Below are 22992 nucleotides of genomic sequence, written 5' to 3'. Positions count from 1 at the left end.
GCTCAAAAACCCGCCGCCTGTAAAGCCTGGCGCAGACGATCATGCAAGGCCGGAAGCTGCTGTTCCAGAGCCTGAAGCCGAACGTTGTTCTGTGACTCTTGTGCGTCTGCACGGGATTGTGCCCAGACTGGCGCGGGGAAATGGCTGTCCCAGTCGAAACGGGCAATCACATGCCAATGCAGGTGCGCCACCATATTGCCCAGACTGGCCAGATTGATTTTCTGCGGTTGCAGGCACTCGCGCAGCACCCGCTCGACCACTACCACAGCATCCATGCAGTATGCCCGATCCTGTGCCGACAGGTCTGACCATTCGGCCACATGGGCATTCCAGATCACCCGGTAAAATGCCGGAAATCCTGCTTCATGGGCGTGAATCACCCGCAGTTGCGCATTGCGCAAGACCAGTTCTCCGCCATCGTGCTGGCACAGCGGGCAATCAGACTGGAACGCTGGGCTGGCAGCCTCGCACACATGTGTCATCTAAAAAAACCCTGCCGTGTGAAGGCAGTGCTCTACCACTGAGCTAACTGCCCAAATTTGGTTTGCTTTGTGCAGAAAGCGAAAGTATAGCATTTTCTTCAGGGCGTTTTGGATTGGCAAATGTTTTTTTATCCAAAATCATGGGCGGGCCGTGGTGCGGCGCAGTGCTGCAAACGCGGCGAACTCCCAGCGGCGCAGCCCGAGCACCAGCGTATAGCCCTCGCGTTCAGTGGCGGGCAAGTGCTGGTCGGTCAGGTGCTGGCGGGCAAAATCCTGGCCGGTTTTCTGCAAGCGTTCCAGCAATTGTGTGGCGGCGGCCCGGCTGACCGAGCCATGTACCAGAAACAGGCCTTCATCGTCATAGGCGAATGAGCCACCGAAATAGTCCAGCACTACGTTATCGCGGAAGAACTGCATGACCGGGCCATTGGGTCGCCAGCGGAAGGTCTTGGCCAGCTTGAGGTGGTAGCGGTTGAGCGGGCGCAACTCCAGGATGCCGATGCGGTCGAGTTGTGCCAGATAGCGGATGCACTCGGCTTCGCTGAGGCGGTAGGTCTGGGTCATCTGCTCCACCGTCCACAGGCTCATGGCATTGATGGCCACCAACAGCAATTTGGGGTCGGCCACCACGGCACTTTCCTGCGCTGCGGTCAATTGCGTGAGCATGGGGCGTTCGTCGGCCACGCGCCGCGCCATCTCGGCAAAGTCCGTGCCCAAGGCCTGGCAGATGGCATCGACGCGCGAGAGCGGCATATCGCCCTTGGCCAGCATGCGCTTCACGCTGGATTCTGCCATGTCCAGGGCACTGGCCAGATCGGCGTAGGTTTTGTGCTGAACTTTCAGTTCTTTCTTGATGGCCTGAACCAGTTCCTTGGTCGTCGTCATGGGTGTCCTCTGCAAGGGAAGGTCTGCAAAACACATGATAACGGTATCGTCTGTAGATACCATTCAGGCATCATCCATAGACCCGACATTCATATCATGCCGGTGTCGCGGTTTTCCCCGCACACTGCACACATTCGCTATTCGTTCGCACTGTTGTTCCTTTTCCATCATGAATGAACTCCACTCTCCTTCTCACGCCACCCGTGACCCGCAGCTTGCCACGGCACAGGTCAATCAGTTCCGCCTGCTGGGGCAACAGCGTTTTGCCTGGTTCTTCTGGACGCAGTTCAGCGGTGCGGCCAACGACAACCTGTTCAAGTTTGCCCTCACCGTGATGGTGACCTACCAGTTGCAAAGCGGCTGGCTGCCCGCCGAACTGGCCGGGCTGGTCATCGGCGCGGTGTTCATCCTGCCTTTTCTGCTGTTCTCGGCCACCGCCGGGCAACTGGCCGACAAGTTCGAGAAACGCCGCATCATCACGCGCCTGAAATGGCTGGAGGTTGCCATCATGGCCGTGGCGGCACTGGCCTTCTGGAAACAGCAGGTGGCGGTGCTGCTGGGCTGCATCTTCTTCATGGGGCTGCAATCGACGCTGTTCGGGCCGGTCAAATACTCATACCTGCCCCAGCACCTGCACCCAGCGGAACTGACCGGCGGCAATGGCATGGTGGAAATGGGCACTTTTGTGGCGATTCTGCTGGGCAGCCTGGCCGGTGGCGCGCTCATCAGCGTACCAGAGGTAGGGCGGCTGCACGTCGCGCTGGCCTGCCTGGTGGTGGCCGTGCTGGGGCTGTGGGTCAGCCACCGCATTCCCGTCTCGCCTGCCATCGACCGCCACCTGCGCATCAACTGGAACCCCGCCAGCGAGACCTGGAAGAACCTGAAGCTGGCACACCGCAACCCGGTGGTGTTTCGCTCGCTGCTGGGCATCAGCTGGATGTGGTTCGTCGGCTCGGTCATGATGAGCCAGTTTCCCAGCATCGCCAAGGATGTACTGCACGGCAACGAACAGGTCGCCAGCCTGCTGCTGGTGATCTTTGCGGTGGGCGTGGGCACGGGTTCGCTGCTGTGCGAGGTGCTCTCGCGCAAGCAGGTGGAAATCGGCCTCGTGCCAGTGGGAGCCATCGGCATGAGTGTGTTCCTGTTCGACTTGTTCCTGGCCACCCGCGCCCTGCCCGCCCCGGCCGGTTTGCTGGGCGTGGCCGAGTTCACGGCGGCCCCTGCGCATTGGCGCGTCATGGCCGACCTGGGGCTGCTGTGCCTGTTCATCGGCCTCTACAGCGTGCCCATGTATGCACTGGTGCAGATGCGCTCCCAGCCCACGCACCGTGCCCGCATCATTGCCGCCAACAATATTCTCAACGCCCTGTTCATGATCGTCAGTGCCGTGCTGGCCGGTGCGTTGCTGCAACTGGGGGTGAGCATTGCGCAACTGTTCCTGCTGCTGGCGGTGGCCAACGCGCTGGTGGCAGGCTACATCTTCCTGCTGGTGCCCGAATACCTGCTGCGCTTCATTGCCTTCATCATGACGCATCTGGTCTATCGCTTCCGGGTGCGTGGGCGTGAGCACATTCCCGCCAGTGGCCCCGCCGTGCTGGTGTGCAACCACGTCAGCTTCATCGATGCCATTTTGCTGATGGCTGCCAGCCCGCGCCCCATTTACTTCATCATGGACGCTCGCATCTTCCGCACGCCGCTGCTGGGGCTGGTGTTCCGGCTGGCCAAGGCCATTCCGATTGCGCCGCAGAAAGAGCAGCCCGAAGTCTTCGATGCCGCATTCGCCCGCGCCGCCCAGGTGCTGCGCGACGGTGATCTGCTGGGCATCTTCCCCGAAGGCGGCATCACCCGTGACGGCCAGTTGCAGCGGTTCCGTCGGGGCGTGCAGAAAATCGTGGACGATGCGGGCCGTGAAGGCATTGCCGTGCCCGTGGTGCCGATGGCTTTGACGCGGCTGTGGGGGTCGTTTTTCTCGCGCATCGAAACCCGCAACGGCGAAAATGTCGCCATGACCAAGCCCTTCAGGCGTGGTCTGTTCAACCGCGTCGGGCTGGAAATCGGCTCCCCCCTGCCCCCGCAGGACACCAGCCCGCAAGCCTTGCAGGCGCGTGTGCAGGCCTTGCTGAACCAGGACGGGAACTGACCACAGGTGGTTTTCCGCGCAATCAGGTAAACTGGCTGCCGGTCGCGCCGACGTGCCCCCAGAAAACCGTCATACTGCTCTATGGAAGAAGTACCCGCCATATTTTTGATTGCCATGAAAAAATGAGACATCAACGTGATGAACGAAAGCCCAAGATCGTCGTCTTCACCGGCGCGGGCATCAGTGCTGAAAGTGGTATCCAGACTTTCCGCGACAGCAATGGACTGTGGCACGAGCACCGCATCGAGGATGTGGCCACGCCCGAGGGCTTTGCCGCTGATCCTGCACTGGTGCTGGAGTTCTACAACCAGCGTCGCCAGAATGTGTTGAATGCCCGGCCCAATGCCGCACACCTGGCACTGGCGCGCCTCGAAGCCTGTTTTGAGGTGGTCATCGTCACCCAGAATATCGATGATCTGCATGAACGTGCCGGTTCCAGCCAGGTGATTCATCTGCACGGTGAAATCCTCAAGGGCCAAAGCTCTGCGGATGCAGACCTGGTGGTGCCGCTGCGCAGGCCCACCATTGAGCTGGGTGAGGCGGCCCCCGATGGCAGTCAGTTGCGCCCGCACGTCGTCTGGTTTGGTGAGCAGGTGCTGCATCTGGATGCGGCTGCCCACCACTTCACGCAGGCGCACAAGGTGCTGACCATTGGCACGTCGCTGTCGGTTTTTCCGGCGGCCGCGCTGGTGGAATACAGCCCCATCGAGGCCGAAAAGCTGCTGATCGCCTTCGAGGTGCAGCGGGTTCCTGCCGAGTTTCAGTACCTGCAAGGCAAGGCCACCGAACTGGTTCCGCCGATTGTGTCCCACTGGATGGAGGGCTGCGCATGACCATCGCTTACTGGTGCATTCTGTTGGGTGTGTTCATTCCGCTGGGCTGTGCCTACTATGGCAAGTTGCGTGGTGGCTTCCAGCGGCGTGACAACGCCAATCCACGCGCTTTCTGGGCCAGCACCGAGGGTGTGGCTGCGCGTGCCAATGCAGCACAGGCCAACAGCCATGAGATTTTCGCGCCGTTTGCCGCTGCGGTGCTGATCGCACACGCCACGGGCCAGGCCAGCCAGGGCTGGGTGGATGCGCTGGCCGTGCTGTTCGTGCTCAGTCGTATCGGCTACTGCTTGGCCTATGTGGCCGACCAGTCCAGCCTGCGTTCGCTGCTCTGGGTGGTGGGGCTGCTGTGCATCATGGGGCTGTTTGTGGCGGCAGCGTAGCCTGCCGGAACAGCAGCGTAAAGCGCGTGCCCCGGCCTTCGGCCACGGGCGAGGCCACTTCCAGGCTCCAGCCCTGCATGACGCAGACGCGCTTGGCAATCGCCAGTCCCAGCCCCGTCTGGTTGGCTTCTGCCGGGGTGTGGCCATCCCGTTCCCTGCGCTGGAGCTGGTCGGCACGTCGGTTGCTGAAGTAGCGGTCGAAGATGTTCGAGAGTTCTGCCGGAGCAATGCCCGCGCCTGAATCGGTAAAGCTCAGCCCGTGGGGTACGGATTCGATCACCAGTTCTGCCGGAGCTGCGTGCAGCACGGCATTGCGCATGATGTTGCGCATCACCGTCAGCAGTGCGTGGTGGCTGAGGTCTTCCTGCTGGGTGGGAGGGACTGCATTCACGAAGTGCAGCCCGGCCTTGCCCGCTTCCAGTTCCAGGCTTTCGATGATGTCGTCCACGCACGCATGCAGGGAGACGGGGGTTTTGTCCTCGAAGCGCGCGCAGGCAATGCTGAAGGTGCTTTCCAGCGACTGGTCGATTTCCTGCACGCAACGGACGATGCGTTCCAGCCGCAGGTTCACGGCCGCCGGGTCGCTCACGCAGTGCGTCAGCATGAGTTCGGCATCGCTGCGGATGACGGTCAGGGGCGTGCGAATCTCGTGGTGCAGGTTGGCGGAGAATTCGCGCTGGTCGGCAATCGAGGCATCCACCTGGTGTTGCACGCGGTTGAAGGCATCCATAAGACGGTCGGCCTCGTTGGCATGGGGCGACAGGGCGGCGTCCGGGGCACTGGGTGCCCAGCGTTCCAGCCGTTCGGCCAGTACGTTCAGCGGTGTGGTCAGCCAGCGTGCCACGGTGCGACTGACCAGCAGCGACAGCACCGAGCAGCCCAGCACAATGCCCATCAGTGCGTAGGTGAATTCACGCATCTGCTGGCGCACAACCACGGAATCGTAGAGCACATAGAGGTTGCCATCCATCGCTTCGGCCACGGCCACATGCCAGATGCTGTCGCCCTGGTCCAGTTCGTGCAGGCCCACTGGCAGTTCGCGCAGCACGGGGGGCATGCTTTCGGCCCTGACGTGATCCGACTCGGCCCAGGCGTACATGGATGGCCCCATGTCCCGCTCGAATGGATGTTCCCAATGGCCACCAAAGCGCGTGACGCGCGAGACCAGCCGGGCCGATTCGGTCTGCACCAGCTTCTTCATCATGCTTTTTTCCATGTGCAGATAAACGCCATAGGTCAGTATGGCCGCCAGGCACACGGCAAGGCTGATGAGGCAGGTCAGCACCAGGGTGATGCGCCAGCGCAGGGATTTTCTGGTTTTCATGGCTCGGGTGGTGTAGCCATGGCATCGGCGGGCTTGAGCCGCCAGCCAATGCCGTGTACGGTTTCGATGCCGTCATAGCCTTGCGCATGCAGGGCCTTGCGCAGCAGGTGAAGCTGGCTGCGCACTGCCTCGGTGGAGGGCGGCTCACCCTGCCACAGGTAGTCTTCCAGCCGCTGCCGGGGCACCACCCGGCCTGCATAGCGCAGCAGCAGCTCCAGAATCATCAGGCTTTTGCGCGAGAGCCGCAGCACGCGGCCTTCCACAGTCACCAGTTGCTCGGCCACCACATAGCGCAACGGGCCGTGGTGCAGTTCAAAGGCGGTGTCGGAGAGTTGCCGGGAGCGGCGTATCAGTGCCCGCGTGCGCATCACCACTTCTTCCAGCGCGAATGGCTTGGTAAGGTAATCGTCGGCCCCATCGGTAAAGCCTTGCAGCTTGTCTTCCAGCGTGGTGCGGGCGGTCAGCAGCAGCACGGGGGTGGACAGCCGCAGTTCCTGGCGCATGGTGCGCAGCATCTGGTAGCCGTCCATGCCGGGCAGGCCAATGTCCAGCAGCACCAGATCGTAGAGGCCGTGCTCCAGTTCATACAGGGCGGCATGGGCATTGGGCGCGATATCGGCCACGAATCCTTCACGCTCCAGCACCAGCAGGATGTTTTCGGCAATCACGCGCTCGTCTTCCACGATCAGCACGGTATAGGGAATCGGCGGTTTGTTATACGGCATTTTGGTTTCGGGCATCCGCGAACAGATTAACGAATCCGATGTGAAAAAAACATCGAATCAAATAAAAAGCCATTCGCGTTTTCATTCTTTATTCTGTTTTTTATCAGGTTCCACGGAAATTCAACGCCTCATTTTCTAAAGTCCGACCGCTTTCACTCCATCAACCTGCTCCAAGGATTCCTATGACCCAAAGCCATGCCGATGCACCCGCCATTACCCTGCTTCCGCCAGAGAGTTTTCAGAGCGCGTTTGAACCCGCATTCAAACGCTCCGTGTTCATGGGGGCCATGATTGGCAGCGCGGTGGCCATGGCCCCGGCATCTTACGCGCAAAGTACCGATGCGCCGCAGGCGAACACATTGGCCGAAGTGGTGGTGACCGGTGAAGCTGACAGCAGCTATCAGACACCGGCAGTTAGCAGCAACCCGAAATTCACCGCACCACTGCTGGATACACCGCGTTCCGTGACCATCATTACCGAAGAACTCATCAAGGATCGCGGCGCAGCCTCTTTGGCGGATGTGCTGCGCACCACACCCGGCATCACACTGGGTTCCGGTGAAGGTGGCACTCCCACCGGTGACCGCCCGTTCGTGCGTGGCTACGAAGCCAGTACCGACATTTTCATTGACGGTGTGCGCGACTATGCCCGTGGCTCACATGAAACCTTCAACCTGGAAGCAGTGGAAGTCATCAAGGGGCCAAGCTCCGCCTACACAGGCCGTGGCGGCACGGGTGGCAGCATCAACCTGAGCACCAAATCACCCCAACTGGCCCGTTTTGCTGAGGTCAGTGCAGGCGTTGGCAATGCCAGCCAATGGCGCACCACAGCCGACGTGAACATGCAGTTCTCGGAAACAGGTGCTGCACGTCTGAACGTCATGAAAATGGGCGGTGAAATTGCCGGGCGCGGTGGCGTGACCGTTGATCGCTGGGGTGTGGCTCCATCGGTTGCATTCGGACTGGGCACTCCCACACGGGCCACCCTGTCTTACTCGCACCTCGAGAACAACGACATGCCTGATCTGGGCGACTGACCGGCTCCCAGGCCATTCAACCCACAGGAGGCGCAGCCATGATGCTGGTGATCGAAAACGTGCTGAACCGGCAGGAACTGGAACACATGCGCACCCTGCTGGCACAGGCGCGGTGGCATGACGGCCGTGAAACGGCTGGCTACGCTGCCATGCGCCAGAAAAGCAACGAGCAATTGCGGGCACAGGACGAAGTGGCAGTGCGAATGGGACAGGTGATTCTGCATGCCCTCTCGGGCAATGCGCGTTTCATCTCGTTCGCGCTGCCGCTGAAAATCCTCTCGCCGATGTTCAACTGCTACCGGGGCGGGGGCGAGTATGGCTTTCACATCGACAACGCCATCCGCGTCGATCCGCTCTCGGGTCAGCGCGTCCGCACCGATGTATCCACCACCGTGTTCCTGAACGACCCGCAGGAATACGAAGGGGGGGAACTCATCATCAACGATACCTATGGCATCGAACGCGTCAAGCTGCCTGCCGGACATGCCGTGGTGTACCCCGGCTCCAGCCTGCACCGCGTCAGCCCCGTCACCAGCGGACAGCGCGTGGCCTCTTTCTTCTGGACGCAAAGCATGGTGCAGGACGACGCACAGCGGGCCATCCTGTTCGATCTGGACCAGACCATCCAGCAACTGGCACAAAAACCCGACAACGCCCAGGACGTGACGCGCCTGACCGGCACCTACCACAACCTCATCCGCCAGTGGGCGCAGACCTGAATGCCATTCCATGCCAACCCATGATGCCACGACCACCGCCAGCCTCGCCAGGCTGGCCTGCCTGCGCGATTACGAAACCTGCGCCCGCCAGCGGCTGCCTGCCGATGTCTGGGCCTATCTGCACGGTGGCAGTGCCGATGGCGTGACCCAGGCATGGAACGAGCAGGCATTCCAGCGGCTGGCCCTGCTGCCCCAGGTGCTGGGACAGGTGGCCGGGGGTCATACCGCCCTCGAACTGTTCGGTTTTCGCTACGAACACCCTGTTTTCATTGCCCCCACCGCCTACCACGCATTGGCCCACCCCGATGGCGAATACGCCACCGCCCTTGCGTCAAGGGCTGCGCAACGCCGAGCAGCGGCATGGCTTTCAATTGCCCGCGCACATTCGCCCGGTGAATCTGTTGCCCTACGCCCAGGCCGGTGGGCAAGCCAGCCTGTCCGCGGGTGAATCGCTGCTGCACCATCCTCTGGTCGCACGGCTGCCCGACTGGGACGATATGGCATGGCTGATTCAGCAGACCCGCCTGCCGGTGCTGCTCAAGGGCATTCTGCATCCGCTGGATGTCGCCCCTGCGCTCCAGGCGGGAGCAGCGGGCATCATCGTCTCGAACCACGGTGGCCGGGTGCTGGATACCGTACCCGCCACGCTGGAGGTGCTGCCCCGCATCGTTGCGGCAGTGGATGGCCGCATTCCCGTGCTGGTCGATGGTGGCATTCGCCGTGGCACCGACATACTCAAGGCATTGGCACTGGGTGCGTCGGCCATCATGGTGGGGCGGCCCATTCTGCATGGTCTGGCTGTGGCAGGGGCTGCCGGAGTTGCCCATGTGCTGAACCTGTTGCGCAGTGAACTGGAAGCTGCCATGGTACTGACCGGGTGCCGCACACTCGCCGATATCCACACCAGCCTGCTGATGCCATGCAGGGAGGACACCGCATGACTGCCACTTCTACCTTTTCTTCCTTTCACGATGCCAAGGCTGCCATAGTCGAACACCTGCGCGCTGCCGGCCTGCGCCCCACCACGGCCCGCATTGGCGTGTGGCAGATACTGGAAGCACGCGCACCCGAACGCCTTGATGCCGAAACCGTGTTCCGCGACATGCTGTCCAGCGGACTGGTCGCCAGCCAGGGGACGGTGTACCGCGCCCTCAAGGACTTCGTCGAACACGGCTTCGCGCTTCAGGAGTGGCGCGCCAGCCTCTGCGGCGGCAAGGCCGTGTACACCCGCAGCCAGCCACAGGCCAGCGTGTGCGACACCCGCATTGTGTGCGAACACTGCGGCTGTGCCACCCAGGTTCATGACCCGGCCCTTCAGGAACGCTTGCAGCAACTGGCACAGGCCCAGGGGTTGGATGTGGCCGCCCAGCCCATGACCATTCTGGTCGTATGCACCCAGTGCGCCAAACACCAGCATATCCGCCGACGAGCCTGGCCCGGCTACCGGGGTCACTGAGATTCACAACTCAGAAACGGTGGCGCAGGCCGAAGCCGAATTGGCGGCTGTGGCTGTCGCGCTCGAAACCGTAGAGATCACCATCGAAGTAGCTCGCCACCACATAGAAGTTGGTTCGTTTGGAGAAATCGTAGGTGTAACCGGCATTGAATACATGAACGGCTTCGCCTGCCTGGAATGCCTTGCGCTCGGGATCGACATATTGCAGGGTGCCAAACCACTGGTGACGCTGGGCTGTCAGTTTTGCGCCCAACAGCCAGGCATCGACACTGCCATCGAAGTAGCCGCTTTGTCCCAGATGGTTGGAACCGGTGGCCGCGCCATCGGAGCTTTTGATCCAGCCATCCTTTTGCTGGCTCCAGCCTGCATAAATATGCACGGCCCCCAGCCGGTGATTGCCTCCCAGTTGAATGGCCGAGGGACGATGGCCATGTGCATTCGGATCACTGTTGGCAGGCGATACGCGGTCATACGTTGCCACCAGCGTGGTTTTGTCTCCCTGGTAACGCAGGGAAACACTCGTGGACTGGGTGTTTTCGCTGCGCTGCTGCTGCTCTCCCCTGGTATTGAATGAATAACTGGCTCCCAGATCGAAACCCTGAAACTTGGGAGAAATGTATTTGACGACCCGATCCTGGAAAACGGTATTGGATGCACGGAAGCCCGATTTTCCAATCCCTGCCTGAGAAAAGGCATTGCCGAACGGGCTGGCCGCTGGTGCAAAGAAATCAGACGATGAAGTGGTCTGCCGCCCCAGTTGCAAGTCCCCCAGACGGCCGCCAATGCCCAGCCAGGCACTGCGCCCAAAATGCCGGTTCTGGTTCAGGACATCGCCTGTGGTGGCATTGATTCCGCCCTCGAATTGAAATTTGGCTTGCAGGCCATTGCCCAGGTCTTCCGTGCCACGCAGACCTCAGCGTGAGGCGGCCTGTCCACCGCTCACCAATCCGGTGGTGCGTTCCTGAACGCCGGCAATTTTCTGCTGGGTACTGAACAGGCCCACATCGGCCACACCATAAAGGGTCACATTGGCCCATACCGCAGGCGATGCGACCATGGCCGTGACCAGCAATGCTGGTGGAATCATGGAAAGGTATTTTTCTTTTTTCATAAGCTCCTCGTGCTTGAATGGATCAGAAAGTTGATAGGGAAAAACTTCGGATTTGGCGATACTGCCGACGAGAAAAAAGCAATCCTTATTCAAAACGCCATCATTGAATGAAGGTGTTTGTATATGAATTGGGTTTTGCATTTTTCTCGATCGCGGCATTCTGCCACCGTGGAAAATCACCATCAAAATACTGATTTTTTATTTATTTATTGTTGATTCAGAAAATTAACAAATAAAAAATTTTTATTTCATATGTTGAATATTTGTTTGGATCGTGAATTCATAAAAATCAATTTGAATATTTTTATTCCGATAAACATATTCCAGCAATGTTCACGGAAATGGATATGGCACGGGCGTGCCAGCCCCAGGCTTGCGTGATCGGACGAAGCCAGGGGCAAAGACTCGCTGGAAGGGAGGGATTGATCTGGGCCAGACCACGCAAGACGGTGGTTGGCCCTGCCATGCCCACGGCAGGGCGTGGTTTTATGGCCAGAACGGTTTATGGGCCGATCTTTTCATGGCTTGACATAGCTCCAAGCCATGGGGCGGTGCGCATTCAGGATTCGTAAAGGGCGTGGGCGCGTTTGACGAAAGCCTCGACCATCGAATTGGCAATCTTGTCAAACACCGGCCCCACCAGCATGCGCAGGGCCAGATTGTCGAAGTCGTAGCTCAGCCGCAGCCCCACCTTGCAGGCCTTGGGCGGCTCATCGGAGCCAGCCGCTCCCAGCGGCGAAAAAGTCCATTCCCCGTGCAGGCTGGAAAACGGCCCCTTGACCAGCCGCATCAGCACTTTCTCGATGCCCACATGGGTGTTGCGGGTCACGAAGGACTGGCGGATGCGCGAGAAGGCAATGCCCACTTCGGCGGTCATGCCCTGTTCGTCCTGCTCCAGCACCTTGCTGTGATCGCACCAGGGCAGGAATTCCGGGTAACGCGCCACATCCGTGACCAGATGGAACATCTGCGTCGGACTGAACCACACCAGGGCGGACTTCTCCACATGTTTCATGCCTGCCATTCATCCTCCACCCGCCGGGATTGCCTTGTGACGTGAATTCTCATCATTGTTTCGTATTCTGCCGTGTTGGCTGGTACTGGCGGCGCACCGTCTGGACGGTGCGCCATGTGTGCGCGAACGCGTGGAAGTGGCACAATCTTGCCCTCTGCGTGCGCCAATGCGACAATGGCCGTTTGCGCCCGATGCGCAGCCCGGCCAAACCGCCGATTTTAATCGCGCTGGCGTGTGGTTTCGCCCAGCATCCCGGCGACCACTGCCGCACCTCCACGCGCACCCCTTGCATCTATGGTCACATCCAAAAATAAAAACAACCCTTCATCGCGCATTGCCGAAAACAAGCGTGCCTTCTTCAACTACTTTCTGGAAGAGCGGCACGAGGCCGGTATCGTGCTCTACGGCTGGGAGGTCAAGGCCCTGCGCTCCGGCAAGGCCCAGCTCACCGATGGCTATGTGGTCATCCGCGAAGGCGAGCTGTTCCTGATCGGCGGGCAGATCAATCCGCTCAAGTCCGCCTCCACACACGTCCAACCCGAACCCGACCGCACCAAGAAGCTGCTGCTGCACCGCGAGGAAATCCGCCGCCTCATCGGCAAGGTCGAGCAAAAGGGCTACACGCTCGTGCCGCTGTCGCTGTACTGGAAGAACGGCCTGGTCAAGTGTGAGATTGCGCTGGCCAAGGGCAAGGCCGAGTACGACAAGCGCAGCACCATCAAGGAGCGCGAAGGCAAGCGCGAAGTCGAGCGCGCCATGAAGAACCGTAGCCGCTGACCCCTCTTTTTTTGAAACCACCCTACCCCCATCATTGCCATGAGCCTGAAAGCCCAAATCACCGAAGACATGAAATCCGCCATGCGTGCCAAGGAAAGCCAACGCCTGGGCACCATCCGCCTGTTGCAGGCCGCCATCAAGCAAAAGGAGGTGGATGAGCGCGTGGAACTGGACGATGCCGCCATCGTCGCTATCGTGGACAAGCTGGTGAAGCAGCGCAAGGACTCCATCACGGCCTTCGCCCAGGCCAATCGTCAGGACCTGGTCGATCAGGAGCAAGCCGAGCTGGACATCCTGCAACACTATCTGCCGCAACGCCTGTCCGAAGCCGAAGTGGCTGCTGCCGTGGCGCAGATCGTTGCCGCCCTGGGAGCCAGCGGCCCCGGCGACATGGGCAAAGTGATGGGCGCGGCCAAGAAAGAACTGGCCGGCAAGGCCGACATGGCAGCGGTATCGGCCGCCGTCAAGGCCGCATTGAGCGGTCAGTGAGTTTCCACGCAGACACTGGCAAAACCTTACGCCTTGACCTTGTAGCGGCTTGAAGGTTTCCAATGTCTGCATGACACACTCACACCCCTCTTCCTCGCACGGCCCATCGGGCCACGATCACTCCTCCCACCGCGCTCCCGCACCGGCTGCCTCCTGCTGCTCATCGTGCGGATGCGGTAGCAGCCCGCCCGACAGCAGTGGCGACGATGGCCACGATCACGGCACCTTGCCCGCTTGGTGGCGGGTTGCCGTGGCCCTGGGGCTGGCCCTGGGCGCGGAATTGCTGGGCTACCTCTGGCCCGATGCCGCATGGAGCCGCTGGGGTGGCATGGCACTGGCTCTGGCTGCCATCGGCATGGCCGGAACCGGCGTGTACTGGAGTGGCATGCGCGCGCTGTTCCGGGGCCAACTGGGCATTCTCGCGCTGATGGCCGTCGCTGTGACCGGGGCCTTCCTGATCGGGCACTGGGCCGAAGCGGCCATGGTGATGGCCCTGTTCGTTGCCGCCGAGAAACTCGAAGATGCCGCCATGCACAAGGCCCGCAATGCCGTGCGCGACCTGATGCTGCAACTGCCCGACACCGCCACCGTCGTCCAGCCCGGTGGCACGCCACGCACAACCGCACTGCGCGACATCGTGCCCGGCACCCTGCTGCGCATTGCCCCCGGCGAGCGCATCGCGCTGGATGGCGTGATCGTCCACGGCGCAAGTGCCATCAACCAGGCTCCCGTCACCGGCGAAAGCACACCCGTGCTCAAGACTGTGGACGAACCGGTGTTTGCAGGCACCATCAACACCAGCGCGGAACTGACGGTGCGCGTCAGCCACGCACTGGGAACCACCACACTGGATCGCATGGTGGAACTGGTGGAGCAATCACAGAACGCCCGTGCGCCGGTGCAGCGCAATATCGACCGCTTTGCCGCCATCTATACCCCGGCGGTGATGGTGATCGCCCTGCTGCTGGCCATTCTGCTGCCCTGGCTGCCCGGCTGGAGCTGGCAGGAGGCCGTGTACCGCGCCCTCGCGCTGCTGGTGATTGCCTGCCCCTGCGCGCTGGTGATTGCCACGCCGGTGGCCGTGGTCAGCGCACTGGGCAATGCCGCCCGTCAGGGCGTGCTGTTCAAGGGCGGAGCGGCCCTGGAGAAAGCCCATGCCATTCGTGCCGTGGCCTTCGACAAGACCGGTACCCTGACCGAAGGCAATACCCGTCTCGAAGCCTGGCAGTCCGCCCACGCGACCGATGGTGAAGCTCAGGTGCAGATTCCCGCGCTGGCTGCCGCACTGGCCGCACGTTCCGCGCACCCGGTATCGAAGGCGATTGCACAGGGCTTGCAAGCCAGTCTGGCAGAGCCGTTGCCCACACCGGCACTGGCAAACGTCCACGAGAACCCCGGTGCGGGCTTGCAGGCCGACGCACAGGAGGGCATCTGGCAGGGCCAGCGCGTGCGCATGGGCAACCTGGACTGGCTGGCCGCCGATGGCATCGTGCCCACACCGGCCTTGCAGTCACAGATACAGGCATGGCGCAATGCCGGATTTGCCCTCACTGCACTGGAGTGTGCCGGCACCATTCAGGCCGTGTTCGCGGTCACCGACACCGTGCGCGGCGAAGCCGCCGATGTCGTGGCCCAACTGCACGGCATGGGACTGCGCACCGCCCTGTTCAGCGGCGACAACGTGCTGGCCGCCCGCCACATTGCCCAGCGCGTGGGCATTACCGATGCGCACGGAGGCCTGCTGCCTGCGCAGAAACTGCAAGCCATCGATGCACTGCGCCAGCAGGCTGGAGCCACGGCCATGGTGGGTGACGGCATCAACGACGCACCCGCACTGGCCGGTTCCGACCTGGGCATTGCCATTGGCGGTGCGCAAGGCACCGACATTGCCGCCGAAGCCGCCGATGTCGTGCTGATGGACAGCCGCATCACCGCCCTGCCCCAGGCGTTCGCGCTGGCACGCCAGACCCACGCCATCGTCTGGCAGAACATGCTGCTGGCCTTGCTGGGCAAGGCCGTGTTCATGGCCCTGGCCGTGGCGGGCTACGCCAGCATGTGGATGGCTGTGGCCGCCGACCTGGGCATCACTCTGCTGGTGATCGCCAACGGCATGCGTCTGCGCCAGTGGCATTGGGGCAAAAGCCGAAAACCCCTTTGAGAACCTGCCTATAATTGCGCCGCGCCGGTCATATCCCTGTCATGGGATGCTGACTGGCGCAACACACGCTAGGGGTGCTGGTGGATTTTTCGTGCAAGCGAACAAGCCACCGGCTGAGATGACACCCTGGAACTTGATCAAGGTAATACTTGCGCAGGGAAGCGTTGTGGAAGCACCATTGGCCTGCACGCCCTGGCATCTGCCTGCGTGTGGGCCTTGCGCATTTCCATATCCATGCCCTGCCGTCGAATGCAAAGGACGTTTCGATGGCAATTCACCATTCGCCACATTCCCGCCGTGGGCGCATTCCCGCCCGCTTCTCCCTCTCGCGCTCCTGTGCCTGGTGGCTGGCCGTCTGCGCTGCCACACCCGCGTGGGCACAGGCCCAGGACAGCCAGAGCCTGGACGAAGTCACCATCAGCACCAAGGCCGGGCCGGTGTTCGACGTGGAGCAGGCTGCCGTGGGCGACTTCGATGTACCCCTCGCGCAGACCCCGCAAAGCATCACCGTGCTGGGTTCCGACCTGATCGCCGCCACCGGCATGCAGACCCTCTCGCAGGCACTGCGGCTGGATGCCTCCATGAGCGACAACTACAACACCCCCGGTTATGTGGAGAACCTCAATGTGCGCGGCTTCATGCTCAGTCACTTGGGCAACTACCAGCGCAACGGGCTGGTGGTGAACAACTTTGCGCCCGTGGCCTTCGAGAACAAGGACAGCATCGAAGTGCTCAAGGGCGTGGCCGGGCTGCAAAGCGGCGTATCTGCGCCGGGTGGGCTGGTGAACTACGTCACCAAAAAGCCCCAGCCCTACGACTTCACCGCCGTGTCCCTGCATGGCAATGAATACGGCGGCAGCAAACTGCACCTGGACACCAGCCGCCACCTGGGCACGGTGGGCGTGCGCCTGAACCTGGCCGCAGAAAACTTGCACAGCCACTACGATGGGGCCGATGGCTCACGCCGCTTCGCCTCCCTGGCCGTGGATGCCCCATTGACCCGCGACACGCGCCTGACGGCCGATCTGGAATACCACCGCAAGTCGCAACCCTCCGTGCCCGGACTCGGGCTGCTGGACGCGGATGGCGACGGCGTGGCCGAAAGCCTGCCCACTGGCCCCATCAACCCACGCCGCAACCTCAACAGCCAGCCGTGGTCATTGCCCTATCAGACCGAAGCAGGCACGCTGCAACTGGGGCTGGAACATCGGTTCTCTGACGACTGGCAGGCCAAGCTGGCCGTGGGCCACAGCCGCACCCGCATCAACGACCGCATAGCCTTCCCCGATGGCTGCGGGGCCATCTACCCCGGCCTGTGTGCCAATGGCGACGTGGACGTGTACGACTACCGCAACGATGGCATCCGCCGCCACCTCACCAGTTGGGAGGCCGCACTGGACGGCAAACTGACGCTGGCCGGACTCTCGCACCAGCTCAAGCTGGGCGTTTCCGGCTACGACTCGCGCCACCGCGAACCTGCCCTGCAAGCCTACAACTGGGTGGGAACCAGCAACATCTACCAACCCGTGGTGCTGCCCGCCGACCCGCAACTGACCACGCCCAACACGAATACCGACGAGGAATCGCTCGCCGCCTTCGCCTCGCTGCACACACACTGGAATGCGCAGTGGCAGAGCTTTGTGGGACTGCGGCTTACGCGGCTGGATCGGCGCAGCATCCGTACCGATGGCAGCCGTGGTGTTGCGCTGGAGCAGACCGTCAGCACTCCCTGGCTGGGCCTGACCTGGCAACCCGCCACCGACTGGACGCTGTACGCCTCCTGGGGCAAGGGCGTGGAACTGGATGTGGCCCCCAACCGCCCCAGCCGCTATGTGAATGCGGGCGAAGTCTTGCCCGCGCTCAAGAGCACACAGAAGGAAGTGGGCGTGAAGTGGCAGGCCGGTGATCGGCTGCTGCTGTCGGCAGCGGTGTTCGAGATCGACAAGCCTTCAGCCGAAACCGTCACCCTGCCCGGCGAAAGCCTGCCGCGCTACCTGGGCGGTGCGCGTCAAGCCCGGCACCGGGGGCTGGAGCTGAATGCCGCCGGGCGCGTCTCGCCGCAATGGTCGCTGCAAGCCAGCACCGCCTGGCTGGATGCGCGCTATACCCACTCGCACAACCCGGCATTGCAGGGGCAGCGCGTCACCAACATCCCGCTGTTCACTGCCTCGCTGTTCAGCGACTACCGGCTGCAAGCCCTGCCCGGCCTGTCGCTCAACGCCCTGGCCTGGGTACAGGACGGCAAGCGTGCCACCAGCGATGGCCGGGCCGTGCTGCCACGCGGCTGGCAGATCGACGCAGGCGCGCGCTATGAGCATGTGGTGGGCGAACGGCTGGTGCAGTGGACGCTGAACGTGGAAAACCTCAGCGACCATATTTACTGGCGCGAAGCCGCCCCCACCGACTGGGACGGCGTGTACCTGTTCCCCTCCGCGCCGCGCACCATTCGCGCCTCGGTGCGGGTGGAGTGGTGAGCATGGGCAGCGCGAACGAACTGTGGCTGCTGCAAGGCGCGTTCACGGTGCTGAACGTACCCGTCACCTGGCTGGAGCTGATCGCCTTCACACTGGCCCTGGCCAACATCGTCTGCAATGTGCTGGAAATCCACTGGGGCTTTGCCCTCTCGCTGCTGGCCAGCGGGCTGTATGCCTGGTTCTTCGCGCACAGCGGCATCTGGGGCGAGGCCAGCGTGAACGTGTTTTTCGCACTGATCGCGCTGTGGGGTTGGTGGCAATGGTTGTATGGCCGCCGCAACCGCGACCCTTATTCGGGCCGCTCGCGCCAGCCACTGCGGGTCGCCTCGCTGGCCACACGGGGACGGCTGGCACTGGTGGCCGTCTGGGCCGTGCTGTGGCTGCTGTGCGCCTGGGCACTGCAACACATTGCGCACAGCACCGTGCCCTGGTGGGATGGTTTCGTCACCGCAGGCAGCATCGTCGGCGCAGTGCTGCTGGGGCGCAAGTTCATCGAGAACTGGCCGGTGTGGGTGGTTGTGAACACCGTCAGCATCGGTCTGTTCTGGTACAAGGAACTGCTGCTGACCACCGTGCTGTACGCCATCCTGTGGACACTGGCCTGGATTGGCTGGAGCCGTTGGCATCGCATCCGCATATGAATCGGAACCAGGGAAGGTTTGCGAAACCCTTGCGGCAAGTTCGCGCCCAGTGGCGAGATGCAGGCGGCGTAACGGGTTTTTCAGACTCTCCCTGAATTTGAAACGGCATTGAATTTTCAGGTTTTCAAGTGCCGTATCAATAGCTGAATGTAATTTCCAATATTTCCACTCTGGATGAACCATTCCAGTTGGTACGGAATTCGATGAAATCTTTTCCTGCTTGATCTACACGGAATTTCATTGTTAATTTTTTCTCGACCCCCTGGGTTCCATTCATCACCTCCTGATTGATGATGCTGTGGCTTTTCTGGCTATACACGTCAAATCGACCCACTTCATCGGAATCGTCGGCAGAGCTTTTATAACTTAAGGTTACCTCGTATGACCCGTTTCTTATCAAAAGAGGTGGTCCATAATGAATGAATCCAGATAGATCATACCCTTCTTCAGCCAATCGCCCAGAGCCATTCACTCTTCCGGTTTCATGGGGCATTTCCTTTGGATAAAAAACAAGCTTCTTGTCTTTTGATGATTCCAATATCCCACATGAAAAAACAAATATCAAGAAGAGATAAAAAACTTTCTTGTTGAAATGAAAAAATCCAGAAATCAACAAAAATACAAAGAATAAAGAAAATCCAATATTGGGAAGGTATTCAAAAGCCCATCGGGAATTGTACAGTGCAGGCATCCACAGATCAAATGGGAAATGGAATATGGAATAATTTCCAATCCAGACATCAGCACTTTTGTTGTAGGTATCGACTGATATCAATGCGTATAGAATAAAGAAATAGAATTGCAGAATGACTCCCAAAGAAGTCAGGAGCAAGAATAAATTGTTTTTTTGGTTGGCGATTTTCAATAATCCAAAAATGGTTGGAATAGTAAAAACCACGGATGCGGCCCATGCAAAACGGCCTGAGAAACTCAGTCCTCCGTACCAGTTGGGATGAAGTGAATTAGGAACCAGCAAAGAAAGAAAAACACCACCCCAGAGCAATGCAAAAATACGATTGGATTTAAACATCCAGCCAATTGCAATCACCCCAATAAAGTTCACTGGATTGGCAAGGACGAAACCATGGTTCTGATCCAGAAAAAGGCCCAGCAGAACCATGAGGCTGGTTTTACTTAATTCCAATGCGCCGTCGGAATAAGGGCCTGATATTTTTCCAAAAGCATGGTTGTTATAAAATGCTAACAACAACAGAGATGCTGCCATGGAGAATATAATCAAAGATATTTTTTTGAAGTTTTTTGTTTCTATGTAAATTTTCAAAACCAGTGAGCAAACAATCAAGGCGCAAGTGGCTGCAAATTTTATCTGCAACCATGGCATGAAGACTATTGCTGCAATGAACAGGAATTCAATTGCAGCCGGTCTATTGTATTTTATGGTCAAGAACCAGTATAGTCCAGTGAGTGCGGCAATTCCGGCAATAATATCAGGAAATACTTGGTTGGATGCTGGTATGAATGGCAAGGCGATGGTAGATGCAGCTACCGCCAAAATTCGGTTTCTCTTGTTGCTGGAGTAAATTCCAGAGATTTTCCATGCAATCAATACTATCAGTGAACTGAATATTATTAAAAATATTTTTGCACCTAAAATTCCACCGAAGACAAATGGCAGTCCAACCAAAATAGGCAGACCAATGTTGTGAATATTAAAAAGGCCATTGTTTTCCATGACGGAGTGGGCATTGTCTCCGGATGGTTCTGCATCCCATGGAGCCAAGCCAAACTCATACACATCTCTGGTTCTGAATTCTTCTCTGTATGGTTTGGTTTGCTCCAGGGTTTTGTATTTATAAATACCATTGGCCATGATAAGGTAATGCGGTTCGTCACCTGTCACCTTTTTTTCGCCTTTGTAACTCCAAAGCAAGACGGTCGATAATGAAAAAAACAAATAAATAATCAACAGACAGTAAAGACCATCTATTTTTTTAATAAAATTCATAAAATAATAGGTAATCTGCTTCAATCAGCAATCAATTTTTCCAGCACCCGGCGGTAGATATTTTTCAGCGGCTCCAGATCGCGCAGGGCAATGTTTTCATCGACCTTGTGGATGCTGTCGTTGGGGGGGCCGAGTTCCACCACCTGGGGGCAGATGCGGGCGATGAAGCGGCCGTCGCTGGTGCCACCGGAGGTGGAGAGTTCGGTGTTCAGGCCGGTTTCGTCGGCAATCGCCTGCTGCACGGCTTCCAGCAGGGTGCCGGGCTGGGTGAGGAATGGCTGGCCACCCAGCACCCAGTCGATGCGGTATTGCAGTGCGTGGGCATCGAGCACGCGGTGGACTTGCTCCTGAAGACCCTCCGGCGTGGATTCGGTGCTGAAGCGGAAGTTGAAGTCGATGACGACTTCGCCGGGAATGACGTTGGTCGCTCCGGTGCCGCCGTGGATGTTGCTGATCTGCCAACTGGTGGGCGGAAAGTAGGTGTTGCCCTGGTCCCACTCGATACCAGCGAGTTGCGTCAGCGCGGGCAGGGTCTGGTGAATGGGGTTGCGGGCCAGATGCGGGTAGGCAATGTGCCCCTGAATGCCCTGTACCGTGAGGCGGCCGCTGAGGCTGCCGCGTCGGCCATTTTTCACCATGTCACCGGTCTGCCGCACCGCTGTGGGTTCGCCCACGATGCAGTAATCCAGCCGTTCGCCACGCTGTTGCAGGGTCTGGACCACATGCACCGTGCCGTGGGTGGCCGGGCCTTCCTCGTCGCTGGTCAGCAGCAGGGCGATGCGCAGGGCTGGGTCAGGCTGGGCCTGCAAGAACTCCTGCACGGCCACGACGAAGGCGGCAATCGAGGATTTCATGTCGCTGGCCCCGCGTCCGTAGAGGCGGCCGTCGCGCAGGGTCGGCTCGAATGGCGGGGATGTCCACGCTTGCACCGGGCCGGTGGGTACGACATCGGTGTGGCCGGCAAAGACCAGCAGTGGGGCGTTCGGGTCGCTGGCCGGTCGCACGAGCCAGAGGTTCTCCACCCACTGCGCGCCCTCGCCTGCGGGTAGCCATTCGGGCTGGAAACCCAGTGGCTCCAGTTGCTGGACGATGAGGGGCAGGCAGCCCGCATCGTCGGGGGTGATGGAGGCGCGGGCAATCAGGGCCTGCGCCAGAGTCAGGGATGGGGTGGCGGTGGCAATAGGGGCAGTCATGGTTTGTCGTGGCGCACGTCCAGCGTGAATTCGGTGAAGGATGGCTCGTCGGTTTCCGGCTCCTGGGCGGCTTCGACCCGGGCCTTGGCGGCCTTGGAAGCCTGGTCGAAGTCGTTCTGCAAACGCCACATCAGGTTGGTGGGCGAGTCGGCGTAGGCGAAGGCTTCCTTGCGATCGACGCGGTTGTCGATAATCAGCTCGGCAAGGTTCTGCTCGAAGGTCTGGGAGCCTTCGCTCATGGACTGCTGCATGGCATCGCGGATGCCGGAGAAGTCGCCTTTTTCGATCATTTCGGCGATCAGCTTGGTGTTGAGCAGCACTTCGACGGCGGCGACGCGCTCGCCGTCGAGGCCACGCAGCAGGCGTTGCGAGACGATGGCCTTGAGGGTGGCGGCCATGTCGCCCAGCATGGTGGGGCGCACTTCCACCGGGTAGAAGCTGAGAATCCGGTTGAGCGCGTGGTAGCTGTTGTTGGCGTGCAGTGTGGAGATGCACAGGTGACCGGACTGGGCATAGGCCAGCGCGGCCGACATGGTTTCGCGGTCGCGGATTTCGCCGATCTGGATGACATCGGGGGCCTGGCGCAGGGCGTTTTTCAGGCCGACGGCCAGCGATTCGGTGTCACTGCCGACTTCGCGCTGGTTCACGATGCTCTTGCGGTTGCGAAACTGGTATTCGATGGGGTCTTCGATGGTGAGAATGTGGCCGGACATGAGTTCGTTGCGCCGGTCCACCATCGAGGCAATCGTGGTGCTCTTGCCGGAGCCGGTCTGTCCGACCAGCAGCAGCAGGCCGCGCTTTTCCAGAGCCAGCGATTCCAGCACCGGCGGCAGGCGCAGCCCCGCCAGCGACGGAATCTGGCTGGGGATGAAGCGGATCACCACCGCATAGCTGCCGCGCTGGCGCATGGCACTGACGCGAAACCGCCCCACGCCGTCCAGCGGCACGCCCACGTTCAGCTCGCCCGTGGTCAGCAGTTCGTCGCGCTGCTGGGGGCTGATGATTTCGGACAGCAGGGCCAGCGGCGTATCGACCGACAGCACCTGCTGGTTCACCGGGATGGCCTCGCCCTTGATCTTGATGAGCACCGGCGCGTGCGCCGAGATGAAGATGTCCGAGGCCTTGTTGTCGGCCATCAGGCGCAGTAAACGCTCCATTGCTGCCATTGCCGGGATTCCTTGGGCTTA

23 protein-coding genes, 1 tRNA gene and 1 riboswitch are annotated in these 22992 nt (G+C 60.3%); of the genes, 13 read left to right on the top strand and 11 right to left on the bottom strand.

Annotated elements, in window-relative coordinates; all coding sequences use genetic code 11:
- Nucleotides 1–2 precede the first annotated feature (2 nt).
- The 3 genes from BUE21_RS10310 to BUE21_RS10305 all read right to left on the bottom strand — a co-directional run bounded on the left by BUE21_RS10310 (nt 3) and on the right by BUE21_RS10305 (nt 1367).
- Nucleotides 3–401 carry an HIT family protein gene (locus BUE21_RS10310; protein WP_234971121.1) on the bottom strand — a complete coding sequence of 133 codons (399 nt, stop codon included), beginning with the start codon at nt 399–401 and terminating at the stop codon, nt 3–5.
- A gap of 30 nt (nt 402–431) precedes the next feature.
- Nucleotides 432–535: transfer RNA gene (locus BUE21_RS14710), tRNA-Val, on the bottom strand.
- An 85-nt stretch (nt 536–620) separates the two neighbouring features.
- Nucleotides 621–1367, bottom strand: coding sequence for a helix-turn-helix domain-containing protein (locus tag BUE21_RS10305; RefSeq protein ID WP_073356589.1), 747 nt, complete (start codon nt 1365–1367; stop codon nt 621–623).
- A 169-nt stretch (nt 1368–1536) separates the two neighbouring features.
- Here BUE21_RS10305 and BUE21_RS10300 point away from each other — a divergent pair, with 169 nt between their 5' ends.
- The 3 genes from BUE21_RS10300 to BUE21_RS10290 all read left to right on the top strand — a co-directional run bounded on the left by BUE21_RS10300 (nt 1537) and on the right by BUE21_RS10290 (nt 4720).
- Complete coding sequence (locus tag BUE21_RS10300; RefSeq protein ID WP_073356588.1) at nt 1537–3507, top strand: MFS transporter; 1971 nt, start codon at nt 1537–1539, stop codon at nt 3505–3507.
- A gap of 122 nt (nt 3508–3629) precedes the next feature.
- Nucleotides 3630–4340 (top strand): SIR2 family NAD-dependent protein deacylase, encoded by a 711-nt coding sequence (locus BUE21_RS10295; protein ID WP_073356587.1) that lies wholly within the window; start codon nt 3630–3632, stop codon nt 4338–4340.
- Nucleotides 4337–4720 carry an MAPEG family protein gene (locus BUE21_RS10290; RefSeq protein ID WP_073356586.1) on the top strand — a complete coding sequence of 128 codons (384 nt, stop codon included), beginning with the start codon at nt 4337–4339 and terminating at the stop codon, nt 4718–4720. Before BUE21_RS10295 ends, BUE21_RS10290 begins: the two co-directional genes overlap by 4 nt.
- Here BUE21_RS10290 and BUE21_RS10285 read toward each other — a convergent pair.
- Nucleotides 4692–6044 carry a sensor histidine kinase gene (locus BUE21_RS10285; RefSeq protein WP_073356585.1) on the bottom strand — a complete coding sequence of 451 codons (1353 nt, stop codon included), beginning with the start codon at nt 6042–6044 and terminating at the stop codon, nt 4692–4694. The genes BUE21_RS10290 and BUE21_RS10285 overlap by 29 nt on opposite strands.
- Entirely contained in the window at nt 6041–6769 is a 729-nt protein-coding gene (locus BUE21_RS10280; protein ID WP_073356598.1) for a response regulator transcription factor, read from the bottom strand. Before BUE21_RS10280 ends, BUE21_RS10285 begins: the two co-directional genes overlap by 4 nt.
- 182 nt (nt 6770–6951) lie before the next feature.
- Between BUE21_RS10280 and BUE21_RS10275 the strand changes: the two genes are divergently transcribed.
- The 5 genes from BUE21_RS10275 to BUE21_RS10260 are packed head-to-tail and all read left to right on the top strand — an operon-like array spanning nt 6952 to nt 9981.
- The gene (locus BUE21_RS10275) at nt 6952–7806 is read left to right on the top strand and encodes a TonB-dependent receptor (protein ID WP_084523160.1); all 855 of its coding nucleotides are present in this window, start codon (nt 6952–6954) and stop codon (nt 7804–7806) included.
- 38 nt (nt 7807–7844) lie between these two features.
- On the top strand, nt 7845–8525 hold the full coding sequence (locus BUE21_RS10270) for a Fe2+-dependent dioxygenase (RefSeq protein ID WP_073356584.1): 681 nt from the start codon (nt 7845–7847) through the stop codon (nt 8523–8525).
- Between the two features lie 10 nt (nt 8526–8535).
- The gene (locus BUE21_RS15015; protein ID WP_234971120.1) at nt 8536–8973 is read left to right on the top strand and encodes an alpha-hydroxy-acid oxidizing protein; all 438 of its coding nucleotides are present in this window, start codon (nt 8536–8538) and stop codon (nt 8971–8973) included.
- Nucleotides 8918–9466: an alpha-hydroxy-acid oxidizing protein gene (locus BUE21_RS15010; protein ID WP_234971119.1), complete on the top strand. Its 549-nt coding sequence runs from the start codon at nt 8918–8920 to the stop codon at nt 9464–9466. The genes BUE21_RS15015 and BUE21_RS15010 overlap by 56 nt, the downstream gene beginning before the upstream one ends.
- Nucleotides 9463–9981: a Fur family transcriptional regulator gene (locus BUE21_RS10260; protein ID WP_073356583.1), complete on the top strand. Its 519-nt coding sequence runs from the start codon at nt 9463–9465 to the stop codon at nt 9979–9981. The genes BUE21_RS15010 and BUE21_RS10260 overlap by 4 nt, the downstream gene beginning before the upstream one ends.
- A 10-nt stretch (nt 9982–9991) precedes the next feature.
- Here BUE21_RS10260 and BUE21_RS10255 read toward each other — a convergent pair whose 3' ends face one another.
- The 3 genes from BUE21_RS10255 to BUE21_RS10245 all read right to left on the bottom strand — a co-directional run bounded on the left by BUE21_RS10255 (nt 9992) and on the right by BUE21_RS10245 (nt 12107).
- Nucleotides 9992–10861, bottom strand: a complete 870-nt coding sequence (locus tag BUE21_RS10255; protein WP_327068959.1) for a porin — start codon at nt 10859–10861, stop codon at nt 9992–9994.
- Nucleotides 10862–10894: 33 nt separating this feature from the next.
- A complete protein-coding gene (locus BUE21_RS14535) occupies nt 10895–11233 on the bottom strand; it encodes a hypothetical protein (RefSeq protein ID WP_234971118.1) in 339 nt (112 codons plus the stop codon).
- 418 nt (nt 11234–11651) lie between these two features.
- Nucleotides 11652–12107, bottom strand: coding sequence for a type II toxin-antitoxin system RatA family toxin (locus BUE21_RS10245; protein ID WP_073356597.1), 456 nt, complete (start codon nt 12105–12107; stop codon nt 11652–11654).
- Nucleotides 12108–12401: 294 nt separating this feature from the next.
- Between BUE21_RS10245 and smpB the strand changes: the two genes are divergently transcribed.
- From smpB to pnuC, 5 genes are all read left to right on the top strand, one after another.
- Nucleotides 12402–12884 carry an SsrA-binding protein SmpB gene (gene smpB / locus BUE21_RS10235; protein WP_073356579.1) on the top strand — a complete coding sequence of 161 codons (483 nt, stop codon included), beginning with the start codon at nt 12402–12404 and terminating at the stop codon, nt 12882–12884.
- 39 nt (nt 12885–12923) lie between these two features.
- The gene (locus tag BUE21_RS10230; protein WP_073356578.1) at nt 12924–13373 is read left to right on the top strand and encodes a GatB/YqeY domain-containing protein; all 450 of its coding nucleotides are present in this window, start codon (nt 12924–12926) and stop codon (nt 13371–13373) included.
- Between the two features lie 70 nt (nt 13374–13443).
- The gene (locus BUE21_RS10225) at nt 13444–15531 is read left to right on the top strand and encodes a heavy metal translocating P-type ATPase (protein WP_073356577.1); all 2088 of its coding nucleotides are present in this window, start codon (nt 13444–13446) and stop codon (nt 15529–15531) included.
- 60 nt (nt 15532–15591) lie between these two features.
- A riboswitch (TPP riboswitch) is annotated at nt 15592–15708 on the top strand.
- Nucleotides 15709–15797: 89 nt separating this feature from the next.
- Nucleotides 15798–18005, top strand: a complete 2208-nt coding sequence (locus BUE21_RS10220; RefSeq protein WP_073356576.1) for a TonB-dependent siderophore receptor — start codon at nt 15798–15800, stop codon at nt 18003–18005.
- Nucleotides 18006–18007: 2 nt separating this feature from the next.
- Nucleotides 18008–18646, top strand: coding sequence for a nicotinamide riboside transporter PnuC (gene pnuC / locus BUE21_RS10215; protein WP_073356575.1), 639 nt, complete (start codon nt 18008–18010; stop codon nt 18644–18646).
- A gap of 136 nt (nt 18647–18782) precedes the next feature.
- On the opposite strand, the gene BUE21_RS10210 is transcribed toward pnuC, so the two are convergent.
- The 3 genes from BUE21_RS10210 to BUE21_RS10200 are packed head-to-tail and all read right to left on the bottom strand — an operon-like array spanning nt 18783 to nt 22971.
- Nucleotides 18783–20636: a hypothetical protein gene (locus BUE21_RS10210; RefSeq protein ID WP_073356574.1), complete on the bottom strand. Its 1854-nt coding sequence runs from the start codon at nt 20634–20636 to the stop codon at nt 18783–18785.
- The gene (gene dapE / locus BUE21_RS10205) at nt 20633–21805 is read right to left on the bottom strand and encodes a succinyl-diaminopimelate desuccinylase (RefSeq protein WP_073356573.1); all 1173 of its coding nucleotides are present in this window, start codon (nt 21803–21805) and stop codon (nt 20633–20635) included. The genes BUE21_RS10210 and dapE overlap by 4 nt, the downstream gene beginning before the upstream one ends.
- Nucleotides 21802–22971 (bottom strand): PilT/PilU family type 4a pilus ATPase, encoded by a 1170-nt coding sequence (locus BUE21_RS10200; RefSeq protein WP_073356572.1) that lies wholly within the window; start codon nt 22969–22971, stop codon nt 21802–21804. Before BUE21_RS10200 ends, dapE begins: the two co-directional genes overlap by 4 nt.
- Between the last annotated feature and the right edge of the window lie 21 nt (nt 22972–22992).

The sequence above is a fragment of the Lampropedia hyalina DSM 16112 genome (assembly GCF_900129055.1).
Taxonomy (GTDB): Bacteria; Pseudomonadota; Gammaproteobacteria; order Burkholderiales; family Burkholderiaceae_C; genus Lampropedia; species Lampropedia hyalina.
This window is presented reverse-complemented; position numbering and strand designations above follow the sequence as displayed.

What these genes read in the sequence shown, in the direction of transcription:
- BUE21_RS10285 (WP_073356585.1), bottom strand. Translation starts at nt 6,044, where the DNA reads ATGAAAACCAGAAAATCCCTGCGCTGGCGCATCACCCTGGTGCTGACC.
- BUE21_RS10225 (WP_073356577.1), top strand. Translation starts at nt 13,444, where the DNA reads ATGACACACTCACACCCCTCTTCCTCGCACGGCCCATCGGGCCACGAT.
- BUE21_RS10290 (WP_073356586.1), top strand. Translation starts at nt 4,337, where the DNA reads ATGACCATCGCTTACTGGTGCATTCTGTTGGGTGTGTTCATTCCGCTG.
- smpB (WP_073356579.1), top strand. Translation starts at nt 12,402, where the DNA reads ATGGTCACATCCAAAAATAAAAACAACCCTTCATCGCGCATTGCCGAA.
- BUE21_RS10270 (WP_073356584.1), top strand. Translation starts at nt 7,845, where the DNA reads ATGATGCTGGTGATCGAAAACGTGCTGAACCGGCAGGAACTGGAACAC.
- dapE (WP_073356573.1), bottom strand. Translation starts at nt 21,805, where the DNA reads ATGACTGCCCCTATTGCCACCGCCACCCCATCCCTGACTCTGGCGCAG.
- BUE21_RS10200 (WP_073356572.1), bottom strand. Translation starts at nt 22,971, where the DNA reads ATGGCAGCAATGGAGCGTTTACTGCGCCTGATGGCCGACAACAAGGCC.
- BUE21_RS10245 (WP_073356597.1), bottom strand. Translation starts at nt 12,107, where the DNA reads ATGAAACATGTGGAGAAGTCCGCCCTGGTGTGGTTCAGTCCGACGCAG.
- BUE21_RS10230 (WP_073356578.1), top strand. Translation starts at nt 12,924, where the DNA reads ATGAGCCTGAAAGCCCAAATCACCGAAGACATGAAATCCGCCATGCGT.
- BUE21_RS10220 (WP_073356576.1), top strand. Translation starts at nt 15,798, where the DNA reads ATGGCAATTCACCATTCGCCACATTCCCGCCGTGGGCGCATTCCCGCC.
- BUE21_RS10275 (WP_084523160.1), top strand. Translation starts at nt 6,952, where the DNA reads ATGACCCAAAGCCATGCCGATGCACCCGCCATTACCCTGCTTCCGCCA.
- BUE21_RS14535 (WP_234971118.1), bottom strand. Translation starts at nt 11,233, where the DNA reads ATGCAAAACCCAATTCATATACAAACACCTTCATTCAATGATGGCGTT.
- BUE21_RS10295 (WP_073356587.1), top strand. Translation starts at nt 3,630, where the DNA reads ATGAGACATCAACGTGATGAACGAAAGCCCAAGATCGTCGTCTTCACC.
- BUE21_RS15015 (WP_234971120.1), top strand. Translation starts at nt 8,536, where the DNA reads ATGCCAACCCATGATGCCACGACCACCGCCAGCCTCGCCAGGCTGGCC.
- BUE21_RS10260 (WP_073356583.1), top strand. Translation starts at nt 9,463, where the DNA reads ATGACTGCCACTTCTACCTTTTCTTCCTTTCACGATGCCAAGGCTGCC.
- BUE21_RS10300 (WP_073356588.1), top strand. Translation starts at nt 1,537, where the DNA reads ATGAATGAACTCCACTCTCCTTCTCACGCCACCCGTGACCCGCAGCTT.
- BUE21_RS10280 (WP_073356598.1), bottom strand. Translation starts at nt 6,769, where the DNA reads ATGCCGTATAACAAACCGCCGATTCCCTATACCGTGCTGATCGTGGAA.
- pnuC (WP_073356575.1), top strand. Translation starts at nt 18,008, where the DNA reads ATGGGCAGCGCGAACGAACTGTGGCTGCTGCAAGGCGCGTTCACGGTG.
- BUE21_RS10305 (WP_073356589.1), bottom strand. Translation starts at nt 1,367, where the DNA reads ATGACGACGACCAAGGAACTGGTTCAGGCCATCAAGAAAGAACTGAAA.